General features: G+C 69.0%; 20 protein-coding genes. 15 read left to right on the top strand and 5 right to left on the bottom strand.

The window, feature by feature from the left end:
* The first annotated feature begins 47 nt into the window (after nt 1-47).
* Together ACFWBY_RS10760 and ACFWBY_RS10755 are read left to right on the top strand one after the other, a co-directional pair.
* Complete coding sequence (locus ACFWBY_RS10760; protein WP_385331858.1) at nt 48-2,105, top strand: pectinesterase family protein; 2,058 nt, start codon at nt 48-50, stop codon at nt 2,103-2,105.
* A gap of 328 nt (nt 2,106-2,433) precedes the next feature.
* Nucleotides 2,434-2,883, top strand: a complete 450-nt coding sequence (locus tag ACFWBY_RS10755) for a hypothetical protein (protein ID WP_385331861.1) — start codon at nt 2,434-2,436, stop codon at nt 2,881-2,883.
* Nucleotides 2,884-2,933: 50 nt separating this feature from the next.
* On the opposite strand, the gene ACFWBY_RS10750 is transcribed toward ACFWBY_RS10755, so the two are convergent.
* A complete protein-coding gene (locus tag ACFWBY_RS10750) occupies nt 2,934-3,203 on the bottom strand; it encodes a DUF6207 family protein (protein WP_385331864.1) in 270 nt (89 codons plus the stop codon).
* Nucleotides 3,204-3,442: 239 nt separating this feature from the next.
* On the opposite strand from ACFWBY_RS10750, the gene ACFWBY_RS10745 reads away from it, so the two are divergent.
* Entirely contained in the window at nt 3,443-3,658 is a 216-nt protein-coding gene (locus ACFWBY_RS10745; protein ID WP_327280786.1) for a hypothetical protein, read from the top strand.
* Between the two features lie 52 nt (nt 3,659-3,710).
* Here ACFWBY_RS10745 and ACFWBY_RS10740 read toward each other — a convergent pair whose 3' ends face one another.
* A complete protein-coding gene (locus tag ACFWBY_RS10740; protein WP_385332154.1) occupies nt 3,711-3,995 on the bottom strand; it encodes an STAS domain-containing protein in 285 nt (94 codons plus the stop codon).
* 90 nt (nt 3,996-4,085) lie between these two features.
* Entirely contained in the window at nt 4,086-4,652 is a 567-nt protein-coding gene (locus ACFWBY_RS10735) for a PP2C family protein-serine/threonine phosphatase (protein ID WP_385332157.1), read from the bottom strand.
* A gap of 301 nt (nt 4,653-4,953) precedes the next feature.
* On the opposite strand from ACFWBY_RS10735, the gene ACFWBY_RS10730 reads away from it, so the two are divergent.
* The 8 genes from ACFWBY_RS10730 to ACFWBY_RS10695 all read left to right on the top strand — a co-directional run bounded on the left by ACFWBY_RS10730 (nt 4,954) and on the right by ACFWBY_RS10695 (nt 15,821).
* On the top strand, nt 4,954-11,067 hold the full coding sequence (locus ACFWBY_RS10730; protein WP_385331866.1) for a DNRLRE domain-containing protein: 6,114 nt from the start codon (nt 4,954-4,956) through the stop codon (nt 11,065-11,067).
* 56 nt (nt 11,068-11,123) lie between these two features.
* Nucleotides 11,124-11,261, top strand: coding sequence for a hypothetical protein (locus ACFWBY_RS10725; RefSeq protein WP_385331869.1), 138 nt, complete (start codon nt 11,124-11,126; stop codon nt 11,259-11,261).
* Nucleotides 11,262-11,890: 629 nt separating this feature from the next.
* Complete coding sequence (locus ACFWBY_RS10720; RefSeq protein WP_385331871.1) at nt 11,891-12,202, top strand: hypothetical protein; 312 nt, start codon at nt 11,891-11,893, stop codon at nt 12,200-12,202.
* 193 nt (nt 12,203-12,395) lie between these two features.
* Entirely contained in the window at nt 12,396-13,508 is a 1,113-nt protein-coding gene (locus ACFWBY_RS10715) for a tyrosine-type recombinase/integrase (protein ID WP_385331874.1), read from the top strand.
* Nucleotides 13,505-13,840, top strand: a complete 336-nt coding sequence (locus ACFWBY_RS10710; protein WP_385331877.1) for a helix-turn-helix domain-containing protein — start codon at nt 13,505-13,507, stop codon at nt 13,838-13,840. The genes ACFWBY_RS10715 and ACFWBY_RS10710 overlap by 4 nt, the downstream gene beginning before the upstream one ends.
* Nucleotides 13,837-14,784, top strand: a complete 948-nt coding sequence (locus ACFWBY_RS10705; protein ID WP_385331880.1) for a hypothetical protein — start codon at nt 13,837-13,839, stop codon at nt 14,782-14,784. Before ACFWBY_RS10710 ends, ACFWBY_RS10705 begins: the two co-directional genes overlap by 4 nt.
* Before the next feature lie 303 nt (nt 14,785-15,087).
* Nucleotides 15,088-15,312: a hypothetical protein gene (locus ACFWBY_RS10700; protein ID WP_385331882.1), complete on the top strand. Its 225-nt coding sequence runs from the start codon at nt 15,088-15,090 to the stop codon at nt 15,310-15,312.
* Nucleotides 15,267-15,821, top strand: a complete 555-nt coding sequence (locus tag ACFWBY_RS10695) for a hypothetical protein (protein ID WP_385331884.1) — start codon at nt 15,267-15,269, stop codon at nt 15,819-15,821. Before ACFWBY_RS10700 ends, ACFWBY_RS10695 begins: the two co-directional genes overlap by 46 nt.
* 80 nt (nt 15,822-15,901) lie before the next feature.
* Here the strand turns inward: ACFWBY_RS10695 and ACFWBY_RS10690 are convergent, their stop codons facing one another.
* A complete protein-coding gene (locus ACFWBY_RS10690; RefSeq protein WP_385331887.1) occupies nt 15,902-17,095 on the bottom strand; it encodes a barstar family protein in 1,194 nt (397 codons plus the stop codon).
* Between the two features lie 223 nt (nt 17,096-17,318).
* Here ACFWBY_RS10690 and ACFWBY_RS10685 point away from each other — a divergent pair, with 223 nt between their 5' ends.
* The 4 genes from ACFWBY_RS10685 (at nt 17,319) to ACFWBY_RS10670 (ending at nt 18,473) form a co-directional block, all read left to right on the top strand.
* Nucleotides 17,319-17,453, top strand: coding sequence for a hypothetical protein (locus tag ACFWBY_RS10685; RefSeq protein ID WP_385331890.1), 135 nt, complete (start codon nt 17,319-17,321; stop codon nt 17,451-17,453).
* Nucleotides 17,450-17,779 (top strand): hypothetical protein, encoded by a 330-nt coding sequence (locus ACFWBY_RS10680; protein WP_385331893.1) that lies wholly within the window; start codon nt 17,450-17,452, stop codon nt 17,777-17,779. The genes ACFWBY_RS10685 and ACFWBY_RS10680 overlap by 4 nt, the downstream gene beginning before the upstream one ends.
* Nucleotides 17,780-17,935: 156 nt before the next feature.
* On the top strand, nt 17,936-18,325 hold the full coding sequence (locus ACFWBY_RS10675; protein ID WP_385331896.1) for a hypothetical protein: 390 nt from the start codon (nt 17,936-17,938) through the stop codon (nt 18,323-18,325).
* A 1-nt stretch (nt 18,326) separates the two neighbouring features.
* Nucleotides 18,327-18,473, top strand: a complete 147-nt coding sequence (locus ACFWBY_RS10670) for a hypothetical protein (protein WP_385331899.1) — start codon at nt 18,327-18,329, stop codon at nt 18,471-18,473.
* 132 nt (nt 18,474-18,605) lie between these two features.
* Here ACFWBY_RS10670 and ACFWBY_RS10665 read toward each other — a convergent pair whose 3' ends face one another.
* Complete coding sequence (locus tag ACFWBY_RS10665) at nt 18,606-20,147, bottom strand: PKD domain-containing protein (RefSeq protein ID WP_385331902.1); 1,542 nt, start codon at nt 20,145-20,147, stop codon at nt 18,606-18,608.
* Nucleotides 20,148-20,245: the final 98 nt, after the last annotated feature.

Genomic DNA, 20,245 nt, shown 5'->3' with positions numbered 1-20,245 from the left:
ACTGGCAGGTGTACGCCCCACAACCATCCTCCCAAGGACAGTGAACAATGGAAACCACGCAGCCCAAGGCACGGCACCGCAGGCGCAGACTCGGCCTGACCGTCGGCATCCCGTTGGCCACGGCCACCGCAGTGGGCATGTCGTACGGCGGAGCCTTCGGAGTGTTCGGCGAGGACGCTCGGCCGAATGCCGCGGCCGCCACAACGGGCCCGGCCTGGGCCCGTGAGGTCGCGGACGGCTTCGCCTCGGTCAACGCGCTGGGACAGAACGGCACCTACGGCGGCCGGGACGGCGCGATCGTCACCGTGAAGACCCTGGCCGACCTGGAGAAGTACGCGACCGCCCCGAAGCCGTACGTCATCGTCGTGGCGGGCACGATCACCATGAACCCCAAGGGCAAGGAGATCAAGGTCGCTTCGGACAAGACCATCGTCGGCGCAGGCACCTCGGGACACATCGTCGGCGGAGGGTTCTTCCTGGGCCAGGGCGTCCACAACGTGATCATCAGGAACCTGACGATCCGTGACTCCTACGCCGGCACGTGGAACGACAAGGACCACGACTGGGACGCCATCCAGATGGACGGCGCCCACCACGTGTGGATCGACCACAACAACCTGCGGAACATGGCCGACGGACTGATCGACAGCCGCAAGGACACCACATACGTGACGGTGTCCTGGAACCAGCTGAAGAACGACAACAAGGCCTTCGGCATCGGCTGGACCGACCACGTCACCGCCGACATCACGATCCACCACAACTGGTTCCACGAGACCGAGCAGCGCAACCCGTCGACGGACAACGTGGCACACGCCCACCTCTACAACAACTTCCTGCAGGACGACCCGGACTCGTCCATCACCTCCTCCTACGGCAACTACGCGCGCGGCGGGACGAAGATGGTGCTGGAGAACAGCTACTTCGAGGGGATGAACAACCCGGTCATCAAGGACGGCACGGCCGCTCTCGTGCAGCGCGGCAATGTCTTCGTGGACACCACCGGCCGCAACGAGAGCGGTGGCACGGCCTTCGACCCCACGACCTACTACCGCTACACCCTCGACGCGGCCGCCGACGTCCCCTCGAAGGTGAAGTCCGGCGCCGGCCCGCGCGCCGCCATCGGCAGGGCGGCGGCGCCCGCTTCTGCGGCGGCGACCACCCTCACCGTGGCCAAGGACGGATCCGGCACGTACAAGACGGTCCAGGCCGCGGTGGACGCCGTACCCGTCGGCAATCCCTCCCGCGTGGTCATCTCGGTCAAGCCGGGCACGTACCGCGAACTGGTGAACGTTCCGGCGAACAAGCCGCACGTCACCATCCAGGGCTCGGGCGCGAGCCGCAAGGACACGGTGATCGTGTACGGCAACGCGGCCGGCACGCGCAAGCCGGACGGTTCGGGCACCTACGGCACACCGGGCAGCGCCACGGTCGCCGTTCGGTCGGACGACTCCCAGCTGCGCAACCTCAGCGTCTCCAACGACTTCGACGAGGCCGCGAACCAGTCCCTGGAGGGTCACCAGGCGGTCGCCCTGCTCACGGCCGCGGACAAGATCGTGCTGGACGGCGTCATCGTCACCGGCGACCAGGACACCCTGGAGATGGAAACCGCGGCGCCGGACAAGCCCGGCCGCGTCTACGTCACCAACTCCTACGTCGTCGGCAACGTCGACTTCATCTTCGGCCGTGCCACCGCGGTGATCGACCAATCGGTCATCACCCTCAAGAAGCGCTGGAACGGTACCTCGGCCGGCTACATCGCCGCCCCGAGCACCCCGGCGGGGCGCAACGGCATCCTCATCAACCGCTCCACGGTCAACGGCGATGTGGCCGCGTCCTCCTTCCAGCTCGGCCGGAACTGGCATCCCGGTGGTGACAAGACGGTCGACCCCCAGGTCACCGTCCGCAACTCCACCCTCAGTGCCGCGATCAAGAGCACGCCCTGGTCCGACATGGGCGGGTTCTCCTGGAAGGACGACCGCTTCGCCGAGTACATGAACACCGGTCCGGGCGCCGGCCCGAAGAGCACCGACCGGCCCCATCTGACCGACGCCCAGGCCGCATCCCACGAGGTCTCGCACTGGCTGGGCGGCTGGACCCCGTAGATCGGCGGGAGAAGGGGGCCGGGGGTCGCGCAGCTCCCGGGCCCCGGATCCGCGGGCAGGCCCGAGGCGGCTGCATCCGCCGTCACTGCGGGAGTTGCATGGGTCGGTCACGGCGCTGACGTGCTGTTTGACCGATCGCGGGAGACGGATCGGTCACGCCCGGCCTGCCGATCGGTCACGGGTTCCGCTGGGCAAGCCCTCGGCAGGGAGGGCTTGCCCAGCGTCCGGATCGCGTGACGGGACGGGTTCCCGAGGTCGTGGCGTCACCGGCTGGGACGCGGCGGCCCGGAGCCGGCCGACGCCCCCTCCCTGGCCGTAGACCGGAGCCATGACACGAAACAAGCTGCAAGAGGACATGGACGGACTCCGGCGCAGCGACCCCGACGACATGTGGCACGCCCTCACCCGCCTTCACGCATCCCACCCCGAACCGGTCGACCGCTTCGAGTCGTTCGAGCGGCCTGGGGTACTGCTGTCCCTCGCCAATCCGGATGACGTCCTGTTCCGGGCGCGGGTGGAGCTGTCCGGGGGCGAGACGACCAGCTCGGTCCGTACGGCGCCGGGCTACGCAGTGCAAGGGGAGATGCTGGAGATCCTGGTGGGCAAGCGCCACGACCTCGCCCTGCACCCGGCCCACGTCTACGGCCTCACCCAGCTCCTGCGCGACGCTACGGCCGCCATCGGCGCCCGGAGCACATCCGAGGGCGGCCGGTGCTTCCACTGCGACGGCACCGGCCGTGCCCGCCCCCTGTGGGATCCGGCGGCCGGGCAAGCCTGAGGTGACCCTGGGCAAGCCCACCACGAGGGGGGCTTGCCCAGGCACTGCGGCTACGGGCCGTCCCGCCCCGGGCGCAGGACGTCGGCGTAGATCCGCGCCCGGACACCGGGCTCGCCGGGCTCCCGGCGTACGGGGGCGATACCCGAGGTCGCCCAGCGCTCCTCCAGGGTGGCCATGACGGCCTGGACGGTGTCCTCGTCCCCGCCGGTGATGTCCAGTACCACCAGGCCGGGCTCCGCGATGTGCTGCTCGTCGATCGGCTTCATGACCGCTGCGACGGCGGTGGAAGCGGGGCGGTTCGCCGGCGAACCCAGCTCCACCCGCGCGAGGGAGTGGAATCTGCGGGCACCGCCCGGCCGGACACTCGCGCTGTCGTGGTGCGACCCCGGTCGCGGCCTCGGTGGCCAGGGCCGCACCCCGTAGTTCCGAACGTACCCCGCCGCCGAAGCCACCGGTGCGGCTGTCCGTGAGAGGCCGCGATCCGCTTCACGGGGGGCGGGCGTCACCCGTTCGCGCGCGGCCAGGTGCTGATGGGGAGGGCGGGGAAGAGGCTGGGCGCATGGCTGCCAAGCTGATCGTCTACCCGCCCGACGAGCAGGGATGGCGCCGGGTGCGCTACGACGGCGTCGCCATCGGGGTCGCGCACCGCCCGTCCGACATCCGGGTCTTCCTCGCCGACGCTGGACTGGAGAACGCCGAGGACGTCGACCTCACCGACCCCGACTTCGTGGAATGGCGAGGCGCCGGCCCCGAGGCGTGGGACCCCTCCCCCTGAAGCACCCTCCACACCGGCGGAAATGCTCCTCCCTGCCGAGCCGCAGCGACGGCTAGACGCGGGGCAGCCAGCCATCGGCGAAGTCGGCGCGCTCCCGGGCGCGCTGCGCCTTCTCCTCGAGGAGCCGGCGGAAGCCTGCCAGGGCGTAGCGCTCCCCGGTGCCCGCTCTGGGTCCGGGGATGCCGGCCACGGTGGCCATGCACTGCTGGGGCTTGGCGCAGCGGAGGATGCCGACGAGGGCGTTGAAGCCGGAGAAGTCGCAGAAGGTGACGTCCTGGAGGTCCAGGATCAGGTGGCGGTAGCCCTTTTCGATCAGGGCCAGTGGCTGGTCGCGCAGGTGGGGGGGCGGTGGCTATGTCGAGTTCCCCGGCGACGTGGGCCAGGACGAGGTCGCCTTCGGTGTGCTGTGCGGTGAGGCGGAAGTCGGTCACGGTCGGCTCTCCGTCTCGCCGGCGGGGGCGACGGTGTGGGCGGTCGCGGTCGCGCTGAGACCGGTTGCGGTGTCGGCCAGTGGGACGGACAGGGCCAGGAGGGCGACGTCGTCCCCGGCGCCGTGGGGCATGGTGTCGAGGAGGTCGACGGTGTCTTCTATGACCGCTGTCGCGCTGACGGGCGCGGTGCGGGCGGCGAGGAAGCGGGTCAGGCCCCCTTCTCCGATCATGTCTCCGCCCAGGGTGCGGGCCTCGGTCAGCCCGTCGGTGTAGAGCAGCAGGCCTTCGCCCGGGGCGAGATGGGAGGTGTGGGAGGCGAAGCGCGCCTCGGCGAGCGCGCCGATGAGCATGCCCCCCTTGGGGTGCACCTCTTCCACCGTCCCCTGCCCGCGCAAGTGGTAGGCCGGGGGGTGCCCGCCGGTGGCCAAGGTGACGGTGAACCCGTCCTCCTCGTGGGGCTCCAGGACGCCGAAGACGGCGGTGCAGAACCGGGTACCGACGGCCGGGTCCAGGAGCAGCGCCGTGTTCAGGGAGGTGAGGACTTTGTCGGGGTCCGGGTCGATCTGCGCCCGCCTCGGAGTAGGTGCAGCATGGCGGCTTCCTGTCCGGCGCCCGCTCCGACGCGCACCTTTAGGTAACGCTTAATCAGTTACTTGTCGGCTGCCTGGCGTTCCGTCCCTGTTTCAGGCGTTGAACCCCTCGTTATGTTTCGTCTGCGCTAGATGATCTTCCAGCGCTCAGGAATATTTCCATGGGGGGATTGTGTACTTTCGTAATAGGTCGGGAACGTCACGGAGACGTTCTCGTTCGGTGATAGGCGCTCCGGGGAGACTCGGTGTGACTGCGGCCGGGCTGGCTTTGTTGATGTCGGTTTCGGCGCTGCAGGGTTCCGCCCCGGCGCTCGCCGCGCCTCAGCCCGAGGCGGGCCAGGCTGCAGCCGCTGTGGCGGCTGCAGCTGACATTGCTTCCGCGCGTGTCGCGGCCCGCCTGTCAGGCAAGCGGGTCGAGTCTCTGTCTGAACGGACGGAGACATCGACGACGTGGGTGAACAAGGACGGATCGCTGACGAGCGAGGTCGCGGCGGGCCCGATCCGCTTCAGGGAGCCGGCAACCGGCACGTGGCGCGATGTGGATGTCGACCTCACTGCCGCATCAGATGGTTCTGTGGTGTCGAAGGCGCATCCGCGGGGGCTGAAGCTCGCGGGTCAGGCCGGGGCGAAGTCGCCACTGCTGCGCTCTGTCCCTTCAGCAGCTGCCGGCACCGACTTGGTGACCCTCGGGCAAGGCGAGGAGCAGATCACGCTGCAGTGGCGTGGTGCCCTGCCTGCCCCGAAGCTGGACGGTACTCGGGCGACCTACGCGGAGGCGGTGCCGGGCGCGGACGTCGTCGTTGAGGCAACCCGTACTGGATTCGAGCAGTTCGTCGAACTCCGGGCAAAGCCTGCGGCCGGCTTCTCCTACACGCTGCCGTTGAAGGCAAAGGGCTTGAAGGTCGAGGAGCAGGCCGACGGCAGTGTGCTCTTCACTGACAAGAAGTCGAAGAAGACGGCGTCGATGCCGGCGCCAGTCATGTGGGACGCGAGCGTGGACGCGGCTTCGGGTGAACACACCCGCCGCGCCAAGGTCGCCATGAAGGTCGTCAAGACTTCCGGCGGTGTCGACCTGCTCATCACACCCGACGAGGGATTCTTGGGCGACCCGGCCACGAAGTACCCGGTCACTGTGGACCCGTCCACTTCCTCACTGGGCAACCTCTTCGACACCTACGTCCAGCAGGGCGAGACCGTCGACTGGTCCAACGACACCGAGCTGGACTTCGGTAACCCCGGCACAAAGAACGCGAACGGCACCTGGCGTACCGCCCGTTCCTTCATCACCTGGAACACGGCACCCATCGCGGACGCGCTGGTCTCCAGCGCCCAGCTGTCGCTGTGGAACTTCCACTCCGGCAACACCGACTGCACCGCCCAGCCGTGGGACGTGTGGACCGCCAATGGTCCCACCACCGCCTCCCGCTGGACCAACCAGCCGGCGATGGTCACCAAGATGTCCACCTCCAGTGAAACCAAGGGCAATCCCGGCTGCGCCTCCCAGCCCGACGGCTGGATCAACGCCGACGTTACCGGTCTGGTGCAGCACTGGGCGAACAACAAGTGGACGTTCTCCAGCATGGGCCTGCGGGCCCCTGACGAGAACAACACCAAGCAGTGGAAGCGCGTCAACTCGGCCAACGCAGCCGCGAACGTGCCCAAGCTGACCGTCACCTACAACTACCGCCCGCGGACCGGAACCAACCAGGAGGCCGGTCCGCCGTTCTTCTCCTACGGCGGCGCCTACACGGTCAACACCGTGACCCCCTCTCTGCGAGACACCTTTGCCGACGCCAACGGCGACACCGTCCAGGGTGCGTTCCAGATCTTCGACGCTGCCACGGACACGCAGGTCGGCGACGTACTGCGCTCCTCGTTCGTTTCCTCAGGCCAGGTAGCGTCCGTGACCGTGCCGGCGGGGACCCTCACGAACGGCAAGACGTACAAGTTCCGGTCCTCGCCCTACGACGGCACTCACTACAACCTGGGATGGTCGGCCTGGAAAACCTTCCAGGTCGATACCACCGCCCCCTCGGCGCCCACCGGCATCACCTCTACCGACTACCCCACCACCTCCTGGGTGAAGGGTGGCGGGCAGGCCGGAAACTTCATCGCCACGCCGCCCGCGGGCGGCGACCACAACTGGCTGGAGTGGTCCCTCGATGGCGCCACCTGGACGAAGGTGGCAACCGGTGGTGCAGCCACGGCAAAGACGATCTCCGTCACCCCGCCGCAGGACGGAACCCACACCCTGCAGATCCGTGCCGTGGACAAGGCCGACAACAGGTCAGAAGCCGTGTCGTACGTCTTCCACGCCGGTCCGGGCGGCTTTGTTCAGCCCACAGCCGGTGAGCGGACCGCCCGCCGCCTGACGCTGGCAGCGGAAGCCGATGGTTCCAAGTACGACCAGGTGTCGTTCTCCTGGCGACGTTCGGAAGCCGATCCGTGGACGTCCATCCCGCCCGGGCACGTCACTTCCGGCGGATCTCCGCTGACCGCTTGGCCTATCACCATGACCGGAGGGAAGAACACCCCGCTGGTCTGGAACGCGACCGACACCGTCGACCCGGACGGCACCGTACAGGTGAAGGCCGACTTCAGCGGCCCGGGCGGCGCCGCCACGTCCCAGCCGCTGACCACGATCATCGACCGGAACGCGGAAGGCGCGACCACCGAGGACATCGGGCCGGGCACGGTCAATCTCCTCACCGGTGACTACACCCTGCAGAGCAGTGACGCGGCAGCCTTCGGGCTTTCCGTCACCCGCAGCGCATCCTCGCGCCAGCCCGCCAAGGGAACGCAGGAGGGTCAAGCCGCGATCTTCGGAAAGGAGTGGACCGCGGGTATCGCCGATCAGGTCACCGCATCGGCTTACTCCCACGTGCGCCGCGTCTCCGACACCGCGGTCACCGTGCTCAGCAGCGACGGCACCAGCCTGCACTTCGCCGCCAACGCGGCCAAGACCGGGTGGCTCTCCCAGCCCGGCGCCGAGGGACTGACCCTCTCCGGTAGCGTCACCGGCACCTTCACCCTCACTGACACCGCAGGCACAGTAACCCAGTTCGCCAAGGCGGACGCCACCTCGACGACGTGGCAGGCCACCACCACCTACAAGGACGGCACCTCCAACAGCACCACGACCGTGGTGTCCGAGACGGTGACCGTCGACGGCAAGAAGCTGGCGCGCCCCAAGTACGCCGTGGCCGCAACCCCCGCGGTCACCGCCGCATCCTGCGCCGCCACGCCGGCAACCAAGGGCTGCCGCGTCCTGGAGTTCGTATACGCCACGGCCACCACCGCGACTGCGGGCACCTTCGGTGACTACGCCGGCCAGGTACGCGAAGTCAAGCTGTGGAGTACCGAGCCCGGTGCCGCCACCGCGACCAGCCGCTGGATCCAGCGCTACCAGTACGACGACAGTGGCCGGATGCGCGGAACATGGCATGACGAGGTCGCGCTCGGCACCTTCACGGAGTACGGCTACGACAGCGCGGGCCGTGTGACCTTGATCCGACAGGGCGCCGACCTGCCGTGGACCTTCACCTACGGCACAGCAGGAACCGGGTCATCCGCAGGCGATGGCATGCTCTTGAAGACCTCGCGCCCGGCCCTGAAGCAGGGAACCGCAGATGTCCAGCAAGGCACGGCGTCCACCAGCCTCGCGTACGAGGTGCCCATCACCGGCACCAAGGCTCCTCATGCCATGGGCCTCAACGATGTGAAGGCCTGGGCGCAGACAGCAGCGCCGACCGACGCGACCGCCATCTTCCCCGGTGACACCGTACCGGCGGCTCACGACGGTGCCGCACTCACCGCGACCAGCTACGTCCGTGCAACGGTCGTCTACCTGGGGGCCTCGGGGCGCACCGTGAACACCATTGCCCCAGGCGGGCACATCTCCACCACCGAGTACGACCGGTTCGGCAACACCGTCCGGCAGCTGTCTCCCGCCAACCGGTCCGTGGCCCTTGGCCTGACCGCTGCCGACACGGCGGCCCAGGCAGACCTCGGTATCGCAGGCCTTCCCAGCGCGGAACGCGCGACACTGCTCTCCACCGCATCGCTGTACAGCCAGGACGGCATCCGCCACCTTGAGCAGTTCACCCCGCTGCGCCGCATCGACCTGCGCGACGACCTGAAGTCCGGCACAACCCTGTTGGTACCCGCCGGTACCTCCGCGGTCGCACGGCCGTGGACGGTCAACGAATACGACGCCGGCCGCCCGACCGACGGCTCGGCAAAGCTCAAGGACGTAGTCACCCGGAGCACCTCGGGCGCACAAGTCCGCGAACACCCCTCCGTGCAGGGTGACCCGGTCGCCGTGCAGAACGTGTACGACTGGGCCAAGGGCAACCAGACCCAGATAGTCAAGGACCCCGCCGGCCTGGCCCTGGCCACGACGACGGACTACGACACGGACGGCCGCCCCATCCGGCAGATCCTGCCGGGCAGCAACGCCTCCTCCGCCTCCACCCGCGTGACCACCTACTGGGCGGCCACGGGGACGGGCGCGTGCAACGGACGACCCGAGTGGGCCGGCCTCATCTGCTCTACCGGCCCCGGGGGCGCCGTCACCGGCGGCGGCTCCAACCCGAGCCAGCTTCCCGCCGCCACCACCGAGTACAACTGGCGCGGCCAGACCGCCAAGGTGACCGAGACCGCCAACAGCGTGACCCGGACCACCGTCACCACCTACGACAACGCCGGCCGTCCGAAGACGATCGCAACAACCGGCGGTACCGGCCAGGCAGTTTCCGCCACGACGATCGGGTACGACACCGACTCCGGACGCGAAACGACGTCATCCACACCCAGCGGAGCGGTCACCAAGACGTACGACAAGCTCGGCCGCCAGATCTCCTACACCGACACAGACGGAGCCACTACCTCCACCGAATACGACCTGCTCGACCGCGTCGCCAAGACCTCCGACGCCGCTCCCTCCACCACCACCTACACCTATGACCACGCGGTGGAGCCCCGCGGCCTGGCCACGGCAACCACCGACTCGGTCGCCGGCACCTTCCAGGCCGCGTACAACGCAGACGGCGTCATCACCACCGAGCGGCTTCCCGGCGGCTACACCCTGAACGTCACCGTCGACTCCTCGGGAGCCTCTACCCAGCGGACCTACACCCGCGACAGCGACCAGGCGCTCGTCTACTCGGACCGGGCTACCAAGCAGGCACAGGGCCAGACCTCCACACACACCGGCTGGTCCGAACAGCAGTTCCGCTACGACAAGGCCGGCCGCCTGACCGAGGTCGCAGACACCTCCGACACCATATGCACGCGCCGTACCTACGGCTTCGACGCCCACACCAACCGCACGTCCAAGACCACCGCCGCAAGCACGCCCGGCGCAGACTGCCCCACCGGCGGAACCACCACCACCTCCACCTTCGACAGTGCGGACAGGCTCGTCGACCCCGGCTACACCTACGACGCCTTCGCACGAACCGTGGCCAAGCCCGGCACCGACAGCATCGACTACTACGCCAACGACCTGGTCCGACGCCAGACCACCGGAACCAAGCGGCAGACCTGGGAGCTCGACCCCAAGCTCCGCTTCCGCTCCTCGACCGTCGAAACCCAAGCAGCGGGCACCTGGACGACGACCGAAACGAAGAAGAACCACTACAGCGACGACTCCGACAACCCGCGTTGGATCGACGAGGACGCATCGGCCTCGACAATCACCCGCTACGTACAGTCCCTCAACGGCTCGATGGCCGCTTCCACCGGCAAGACCGGCGGCGTCGTGCTCAACCTCGCCAGCATCCACGGCGACGTCGCCCTCCAGCTGCCGCTGGACACCTCCGTCGCGCCCCGCGCCTATGACTCCGACGAGTACGGAAACGCACGCACGGGCAAGAACACGGACCAGCGCTACGGCTGGCTCGGCTCCGAACAGCGCTCCACCATGCAGACCAGCGACGCCCTGCTCATGGGTGTCCGCCTCTACTCTCCGACCGAGGGTCGATTCCTCTCCACCGACCCCCTGTACGGGGGAAACGCAAACCCCTACGAGTACTGCCACGGCGACCCCGTCAACTGCACCGACCTGACGGGACAGTGGTCCTACAGCACCTGGAGCGCCTGGTGGTCGCCCTACAAGCACGTCAAGGTCTACACCACGCGCAGTGAGGCCGGCTGGCTGGCCTTCAGCGCGGGCGCTGTCGGACAGTTCCTCGGCATCATCGAAAACCAGCTGCCCGGTAAATACAAGAACCTCATCAAGGCACTGCGCTACTACGCCTGGTACATCGCTAGCGTGAGCGGCTACGCATGGAAGCGAGGCAAGGGGGTCATCATCTTCACCTACTTCACCTCGGTCCCATATCCTCACGTGGCCATTCCGACGGTTTGGCCCCGAGGAGGTTGGTAAAAATGTTGAACACTCCCAAGGCGAGATGGAAGGCAGCCCTCGCAGGGGAGCTGCTCATGGCAGGCATCCTGGCCGCGCTGGCCGTGTATGCGGGACCGGAAGCACTCTGGCTTTGCCTGATCTTCGCCGGAGGCGCCATCTCCTTCCTCACGGATGCATGGCGGCGCAAGCAGACTGCGGACCGAGGAAACTAACCGGGCTCAGTTAGCGCGAGAGCACGGGGCACAACCGGTGGGGCGGACTCGAGTGCAAAGGTCCGCCCCACCGGCATGCCAAACGTAGGAACGTGCCAGTCTCACCCAGGGCTGGTTCAGCGGACGGAGCAGACTTGGCCGAGGACGACGCCGAACGCCAGGCGATCCTGGGTCTGGCGGAGGACTGCCAGTCCCCATCGTCGTCGGAATATGGTACGGACAGCGGGCGAGTCCCCTCTATCAGAGCTGTGAGGAGCGCTCCGCCGTCTGCGAGATCGCCTCTGCCAGACTCCGGCGCGGGCCTGCCAACACACGGGGGCGGCCCGCGCCATCGTGCTGATGTGCGAGGGGTTGACGCGTCGGCCTGGTTCCGTCTGGGGACGGGCGGGATGGAGACTCCCATTTTGGTGCGTGCCGGGACGGCCCTGGCCGGGTAGGCGCAAAAGGTAAGGTCAAGGAGGTACTTTCCATACAGTTTGAGGTGGTTATGCCGCATCAGATGCGGGTGGGGGTTCGACTGGTGACGGCCGCTTTGCTGGTTGGTGGCCTTCCAGGCTGCAATCCGGGGGTGACGGCCGGCGGTGACGCGAAGCCGTCCCTGCCCGGGCAGGGACCGGCGGGAGTGCAGAGTGCGCCAGCAGCGCCGGGCGCTTCCGGGTCTGTCGACGACGACGGTGGCCCGCAGCCAGCTCGGCGGGCTGAAGGCCGCCGCCCAGCAGGCGATGACCGGTTATAGCAGGGCCAAGTTCACGCACTGGGCCGGGCAGGGTGATGGGCGTGACACCCGGGAGGTCATCCTCGAGCGGGCCGGGAAGGACGTGAAGCGCGACAGCGAGTGCAAGGCCGTGGCGGGTACTTGGGTCTCCGTGTACGACGGGATCACTGTCACCGATGCGGGGAAGCTCGACATCGATCACATGGTGCCTTTGGCGAACGCTTAACGTTCGAAGTAGGCGGAGTTGTGACCGGTGCATCAATTTTGCGTGAAGCGGGCACGGCGGTGACCTGGTCGGCTACCGCTGGGGACATCATTCGTTCAGGTGACGCTGGGCCCTATGACCTCGGGCGTGCGGTATCAGACGCCACGATGTTGCATCAGGTGCAACTGTGGGAGCGGCTGTGCGGACTGTCGATGTGCCAGGTGCGTTTCGGCTGATCGTCCCGGGAAACGTGCGGGCGCTGGATCCGGCGCCGGCGATGTTCGACGCGATGCTGCGCGGGCGGGAGCAACAGCAGCGCAGCCGGCTGCTGACGAAGAAGACGATCGGGGACCGGCTGAGCCTGGTGCGGCGGTTCGCGCTGTTCACAGGGACGTATCCGTGGGAGTGGACGCCGGAGGACGTGGAGGCGTACTTCTCGCACCAGATGTCGGGTGACTCCCCGCTCGCGCATTCGACGGTTCGCGGGCAGCAGGGTGACCTGCAGATGTTCTGCGCGTTCGTCAGTGACGGCCGGTACGGGTGGGCGGCGGCGTGTGAGGAAACCTTCGGCACGGTGCCGGTGCAGGTGTGCCACGACTGGAACACGGCGGACCACGTCGCAGGGTTCGAGGGGCGGCCCGGACGCCGGGCGCTGACCTACGACGAGTTGCAGACGCTGTTCGACGCCGCGGACGACCGAGTCGAGCATGCGAGGAAACGGCGCCGCAAGGGCGTGCTGGCGGCTTGGCGGGACGCGGTGCTGGTCAAGCAGATCTACGCGTACGGGACGCGGCGGCGTGAGACGTCGATGCTGGACCTGCCGGATCTGCGGCATAACCCGCGGGCGAAGGCGTACGGCCGGTTCGGCGCGCTGGAGGTACGGCACGGCAAGGCCTCGCGCGGCAGCCCGCCCAAGCGCCGCACGGTGCTGACAGTGCCGGAGGTCGACTGGGTCGTCCCGGTCCTTGAGGAGTGGGTGGACGAGGTCCGGGCCGGCTTCTCGCCGAGCGGGCACACGGCTCTGTGGGTGACCGAGCGGTGCGGGCGGCTGGGGGTGCGGCGCATCGACGAGGTCTTCGCGGTGATCCGCGACCATGCCGGGCTACCGCAAGAGCTGGAGCTGCACTGCCTTCGGCACACCTACATCACGCACCTGATCGAGTTCGGCTACCCAGAGCGGTTCGTCCAGGAGCAGGTCGGCCACGTCTACGCGTCGACCACGGCGTTGTACACGTGGGTGTCGGATGAATACCGCAACCGGCTGCTGGAGGCGTCGCTGGCACACCGTCTGGAACGCATGGACGGAAAGGGGACGGGGCCGCGGTGATGAAGCGGATGGCCTTCGAGTGGAACCTGCGCCGGCTGATGGCCGAGCAGGAGATGTACCAGACGACGGACATGGTGCCGCGGCTGGCCGAGTACGGGGTGCACCTATCCCGTGAGCAGGTGTTCCGGCTGGTCACCCAGCCCCCGCAGCGGTTGTCGATGGATACCCTCGCCGCGCTGTGCGGGATCCTCGGCTGTACCCCGGGGGACCTGATCACGGTGAAGGAGGTCCGCCGGCAGGTCGCCAAGCCGGCCACGTCGGGCGAGAGCGCCCCGTCGGGCGCGGTGCCGCCGGCGCGGCGAGTGCGGGTACGGCGCCCGGAGGGTCTGTGAGCTTCCACCCCGGCGAGCCGCGTCCGCAGTGGGCGGAGCTCGCCGGCCGGATCAGGGCGTTCCTGCCCGAACTCGCAGGTGAGGACGCAGAGCGGATGGTCGCCGCGATGACCCCGTCCGCCCGCGGCCGCATCCGCGTCCACCTCACCCGCCATCCCGACGCCCTGGTCAGTGGCGCATCCGACGCGCCGCGCTCCGTCCAAGCCCTGATCACCACGCTCGTCGAGGCCGGGATCCCCGACGTCCGGCGGCCGGCCTGTCTGCGGTGCGGACGCGTGCGCCCGCTGCGGCGCGCGGTTCCCGGCGGCCGGGTCTGCCTGGGCTGCGAAGGGATCCTCGCCCAGCAAGGCGACGTCGGACCCTGCGCGGTCTGCGGCGACACCCGCCCCCGGCCCACCCGTCGGATTTGCGCTCGCTGCCGCCGGATCCAGGCCGCCGCCTCCAGGTCGTGCTCGGCCTGCGGCAAGCCCGCCCCAATGAACCCGTGCGGCACCTGCCGCCCGCGGCCGCCGGCACCGTGCACGTTGTGCGCCGTCAACGCCCCGGTCGGCGCCCGCTGGCCGCTCGGCCCGGTCTGTAAACCCTGCTACCGGGAAGCCCGCACCCACCCCGGTACCTGCCCGGCCTGCGGGAAGCAGCGCGTCCTGATCGCCCGCCAAGCCGGTGCCCGCGTCTGCGGCCCGTGCGCTGGCCACCCCGACCCCTACGCCTGCCCCCGCTGCGCGAACCCCCGCTCCTGCAACATCCGCGGCCTGTGTGACCGGTGCACCCTCCACGACCACCTCACCGGCATCTTCGACGGCCAACCCGCGGGTCCCGACAGCCAGTACACGACGATGCGCACCGCCCTGGCCAACTGCGACCGGCCCGCGACGGCGCTGAACTGGCTGCGCAACTCCCGCTCCGCCGCTCTCCTGGCCGACGTCGTCACCACGGGCCGGTAGCTGACCCATGAGGACCTGGACGTCCTGGCCACCGCCGGGAGCCGGGGCGGTGCCCGGACCGTTGAATACCTGCGCGGAGTCCTGCTTGCTTACCAGGCCCTGCCCGACCGTGACGAACTCCCCGCGCGAGTCGAGCGGTACCTGGTCCGCCTCCTCGCCCGCGATCCCGGACACGATTGGCTGCTGCGGGCCTACGTCCGCTGGTCGCTGCTGCCCCGGGCACGCCGCCGTAACGCTCGCACGCATGCCTTCGCGAACCGCCTGCGCTGGGCCCAGGCGAGGATCAGCACCGCGGCCGCCTTCTTGACGACCATGCGAACCGCCGGGCTGGCCCTGGCCGAGGTCACCCAGCACGACCTCGACCGGTGGCTGGCCGACGGCCGCAGCACTCGCTACGACGTCCGCGACTTCCTCATCTGGGCCGCACGCCGCGGCCACAGCCGCGACTCACCGTCCCGGTCCGTCCCCGGCCTGACCCCGCCGTGCTCGACGAGGACTCCCACTGGGAGATCCTCCACCAGTGCCTGACCGACACCGAGCTACCGCTTGACGTCCGCACCGCTGGCGCCGTCCTCTACCTCTTCGGCCAGGAACTCACCCGGATCGCCGCCCTGCCCGACGACGCCATCAGCGTTCGGGACGGCGAGGCCGTGCTCCTTCTGGACCGCGTCCCGATCCGCCTGCCCGAGCCGCTGGCCCTGCTCGCCGCCGAGCTCACCAGCCGCCAGCCGACGCCGGGCTGGGCGACGGCCTACCCGAGCCGCTGGCTGTTCCCCGCCGCCAGACCCGCTCGGCACCTCACCGGCGCCGCTCTCGGACGTCGGCTCGCCGACCACAACATCCCCAACCGGCCCGCCCGCGCAGCCGCTCTCGTCCATCTCGCCCAGGACATGCCCCCGGCCGTCCTCGCCCCGCTTCTCGGCATCCACATCGGCACCGCAGTGAAGTGGCGCCGCCACGCCGCCACCGACTGGACCGCCTACCTCGAAGCCCGTAGCACCAGCCGTGCACCGGAAGACGGTACGACCGGGCCCTGAAGGCCTGGCCGTTGCCCCACTCCGTTCCTTCTCCAGTCGGGCGCTGTCTTCAAGGGACCCGGAATTGTCCGTCGCCTCCCTCACTGGAGCACAACGGTGACACCCTTCTCGCGCAGGACGTTTACGGTCACCTCGAAGTAGGACAGGCCGCCGAGGTGGTGCAGGACGTGTTCGGCGAGGGCGTGGCGGGCGATGTCGGCGTGGTGCCAGACGAGGGTGAACGGGGGGACGACGGAGGGCCCGCCACACAGGTAGTCCGCCACCGAGTCCAGCCCTCTGCCGTAGTTGGCGCCAGGGCCGAGCAGAGCTTCGCCGAGTGCCAGGAGCAGGCCGCTCCTGTCGGTGGCGTGCTGTCCGTCCAGGTGGTACGTCCCGCCGGAGAGGCCGTGCGGCCCGTAGGGGCCGAGGCGGGTGAGGTGCAGCCACTCGGACCGGCCCTCGGCGTCGAACTGTGCCCACTGGTTGGGCCGCGTGGGAACACCGTCGGACCAGATTTCCCAGACTGCGCGGGCGGCCAGGGTGGGGCGGTCGTCACCGGGGTCGGTGATGGTGACGTCGATCAGGGCTCCGCCGAGGACGGATGGACGTGCCTCGACGGTGTCCAGGTCGAGGTGGTACCCGGTCATCGTCCGGCCGTGGCGATCGAGGCGCCAGAGCGTGATCGGGTCGCCCTTCTGCGGAAGGGGACGACGCAGCAGGGCCACGAGCGGTGCGGCGGGTTCGCAGCCGATCAGGTGCACGGGCTGGGTGGGTCGCTGCGGGCGCGGGGTGAACAGGCCGTCAATGGAACGGCAACTGTCCGATGGGCTGTCCTCCTGGATCGAGGGGAACCACAGGTCGAACCGCGGACTCGAAGGCAGCCGCTTGCTGCCCCAGTAGTCGTCCTCCCTGACGCCGGTGCCCACGACGATGTCCACGCGCCCGGGATCGCCCGGCGTGGGCCACTGGGCCAGGACAGTCGTGTCCTCCAGGTCCCAGAAGCGGGCCGGCCCGTCGTTCGAGGGATCCACAGGCTCGATCGAGAGCATTCCGTCCCCCAGCAGCCGCACCGCTTCGGGGCTGTCCGCCACGGCCTGGACCAGCAGACTCTCACGCGGGCAGCCGCGCAGCGTCAGAACCTCTCGCGGCTGCGGAGGCGGGTTCACGAACAGGCCCTCGACATCCGCGCACCGCCCCCACAGCAGGCCCTCCTCCTCACCTTCGGGGTCCTCCCGCACCAGGAGATACCGGACGGGGAAGTCCCGCTCCCACCCCACATGTTCCTCAGACCGCACGCTTCTCCATTGCTATCAGACTGTCTTGGCGCACCAACCCTATGGCTCACTGACGCCGAAGCTCTCCGAATATCGCGTGCTTGGAATGACGCTCCCCGCCAGCTGGGGCCGGTTCCTGGACGGCCGAGCGTCGCAAGGAGTTCGCGAACGACCTCACGCACCCCCAGCTGCCGGCGGTGTCGGCGGCAACGAACCGCGCCAAGGGCGACCAAGGCCCCGACGAGTGGCAGCCCCCGCCAAGACCTACTGGTGCACGTACGCCACGGCCTGGACGAACGTGAAAAGCACCTACCAGCTCACCGTCACCCAGGCGGAGAAGACCAAGCTGACCGCAATGCTGGAGACCTGCCCCTCATGACCCACCAGCCAGACGACAATGCCGGCCTGGGTTCCGGCGGCAGCTCCGACGGGTCCGTTCCCCTGACCTCCCACGTGAAGGCGGGACCCGGCGGGGCGATGACCGATGAGGTCGGTGTCATCACCGGCGACGTCAGCGTGACGACCGAGGCCGGCCCGGACGACATGGTCCAGGTCCGCATCCAGTACACCGGCGCGGAGGAGTGGTACACCCTCACCGGCAGCCCGGCTCCGCTCCCACCGGACGGTCCTGCCGCGTTCCACGAACGCGTCGTCGAATCCGTCCAGGCCGGCGGTGCAGCCGAAGTTCCCAACGCCATTTCTTGAATACCGGCCCGCCCGACGGCCAGGCTGCGGCATCGTCGTGTTCCGGGTAGCCGCAGGCAGCGGACCGCCTGGTATGGCCGGCGAGGAGGGCGTTGGGAGCAGGAGAGAGACCTGGACGACGGAGGAGTTCGGTACATCCATGCGGGAGCGGTCGGAGTGCTCCTCGCCGACGGCACCATCCCGGACCCCGTCTACTTCGACAGTGCCTCCGGTTCGCGAGGCGAAGCCGTCTCGCAGTGGAGCGTCTACGACGGCCACTGGCCCCACACCCCGCGCGCGGCCGCGCTGCGCGCGGTGTGCTCCTGCGGCTGGACCGGCCCCGAACACCGCCTCGACTGGACAGCGATCGGCGACCAAGACCTGGTGGAGGGCGGGGGCAAGCAGGCGGATGCCTGCGACCGCGACTGGGAGGGACACACCACCCAGGTCGAGGCCACAACTGTCCCCCTGCCAGAGACGGTCACTACGCTGCTGGCCCGGCTGGAGGAGGAGATCGAGCTGCTGACGAAGACCGATCGCGGCGGTACGCGCGGCCCGGCGGCTTGAGGTGACCGCGGAGCGGGTCGGCTACCGGGCCGCCCGGGACACCATCATCGACTTGGACACCGCGCAGGCAGCCGTGCACCTCGGCCTCGACGAGAACGCGGCACGCAAGCTGATGGCCCGCTTCGGGCGCTGGAGCCCCTACCGCTGACCCGGTCACGGCAGCCGGGACAGTCGCCGCTCGCGTTGCGGCGGTGGTCTTGTAGGCGGTCCGCCGGCGTTGGCCCGGGTGTCGTGCACGGGGTGCGGCCGTGTCGGGCCGCCTCCCGTGCCTAGCGGTGGATCAGTTGTCCATGTAGATGCCGAAGATGTCGACGATGAGGTCGATGTTGGAGTCGCTCCGGTTGAAGAAGTCGATGACACCGGTGTTGCCGCGACCCGCCTGAACCAGGTTCGGGACGGTCTTGTTCGCGGTGAAGTTCAGGTTCGACGAGGTCGGGATCGGCACCTCGACGTTGGTCCCGTTGTTGTAGTCCGCGACGGTGTTCGGGTCCGGAGCGACCGCGAGGAAGCCGGCACCCTTGGGGTTGGTCACCGTGGTGTTCAGGACGAAGCCCGTGGTGTGCGGATAGCCGTCGCCGAGTCCGAGCGCGCTGTAGTAGCGGCCGGGCAGCGGCTTCTTGGTCTCGCGGGTGTCCTTCACGCGCTCCGGCTCGAAGGGGAGGTACGCGCTGACGCTGTCGGGGCTGTAGTAGCCGACGACGTCGACGATCACGTCGGCCGGGTTCCAGCCGCCGTTGCGGATGACGATCCTGCCGTCGACGCCGATAGGGACGATCACCGAGTTGGCGACGGTCTGGCCGGTGGTGAAGTTCAGGTTGGAGATGTTCGGCTGCGGCTGCCCGACCGGAAAGACGGTCAGGTGCCCGTCGCTCCTGGGGTTCGTGACCGTCACGTTGAGCGCAACGGCCGTGGCGTTGGACGGGATGCCGCGGGTGCCCGCTATCACGGTGCTGAAGGCTTTGTAGCCGCCGACCTGGCCCTTGCCGGTGCCGAGGCCGGTGCGGGTGTCGACGAACCGGTCCGGGCTGATCGCCGTGTAGCCGCTGGCGGCGGACTGGGTGAAGTAGCCGGTGACGTCGGCGATGAGGTCGACCGACTCCCAACCGCCGTTGTAGAGGTCCACGTAGCCATTGGCGCCGACCGGCACGATGACCAGGTTCGGGACCGTCTGGCCGGGCTCGTAGTTGAGGTTCGAGGTGGTCGGGCGGTTGGTGCCCTCGGCGAAGGCGGTGACGTGGCCGCCGCTCTTCGTGTTGGTGACGGTAACGTTGAGGGCCACCGCGGTCACACCGGCGGGGATAGTGCCGTAGCCGCCGACCTTGACCCGGGCGGAGGTGTACGGGGCGACCTTGGCCTTCGGCGCGCCGGTGCCGTCACGGGTGTCCAGCAGGCGGGTCGGGTAGTACGGGGTGAAGTCCGAGCCCTCGGTGGTAACGGTGACCGAGTTCTCGGCCGATGTCTGGTTGACCGTGTCCGTCACGGTGACCTTGACCGTATACGTGCCGACCTCGCTGTACACGTGCTCCGTGTTCACCCAGTTGGAGCCGTTGGTGTTCGCGTTGCCCGTCGAGCCGTCACCCCAGTTGAATTCGATCAAGACGGGGGTGACCGCGCTCGTGACGTCCATGTCCAGCCGCAGCGACTTCGCCTTGAATGTGGCGGCCTGAAGGGCGACCGCGAGGTTCGGGTTCGCGTCCGAGGCCGCCAGCGTGCCGGCCGCCTTGCCCTTGCCGGTGGCCAGGACCTTGACCGAGCGGTCGGCCGGGCTGTCGAACGTGGTGGTCCTGGCCTCGATGGCCGAGTCCAGGTCGGGCTTGGACACCCCCTGCACCTTGCCCGACGCGGGGTCGGCGGCGTGGGCCAGCCCCGGAATGAGAGAAATGCCTGCCGCGAGGATGGTCGCGGATGCTACGAGTCGGC

Origin of the sequence: Streptomyces sp. NPDC060049 (genome assembly GCF_042736715.1) — a bacterium.
Classification (GTDB): Bacteria; Actinomycetota; Actinomycetes; order Streptomycetales; family Streptomycetaceae; genus Streptomyces.
Note: the sequence above shows the minus strand (reverse complement) of the source record. Positions and strands in the feature narration are given on the sequence as shown.

Bases quoted from the DNA above. Each gene is read 5' to 3' on its own strand.
- ACFWBY_RS10760 (WP_385331858.1), top strand. From the start codon at position 48: ATGGAAACCACGCAGCCCAAGGCACGGCACCGCAGGCGCAGACTCGGC.
- ACFWBY_RS10755 (WP_385331861.1), top strand. From the start codon at position 2,434: ATGACACGAAACAAGCTGCAAGAGGACATGGACGGACTCCGGCGCAGC.
- ACFWBY_RS10745 (WP_327280786.1), top strand. From the start codon at position 3,443: ATGGCTGCCAAGCTGATCGTCTACCCGCCCGACGAGCAGGGATGGCGC.
- ACFWBY_RS10730 (WP_385331866.1), top strand. From the start codon at position 4,954: ATGTCGGTTTCGGCGCTGCAGGGTTCCGCCCCGGCGCTCGCCGCGCCT.
- ACFWBY_RS10725 (WP_385331869.1), top strand. From the start codon at position 11,124: ATGGCAGGCATCCTGGCCGCGCTGGCCGTGTATGCGGGACCGGAAGCA.
- ACFWBY_RS10680 (WP_385331893.1), top strand. From the start codon at position 17,450: ATGACCCACCAGCCAGACGACAATGCCGGCCTGGGTTCCGGCGGCAGC.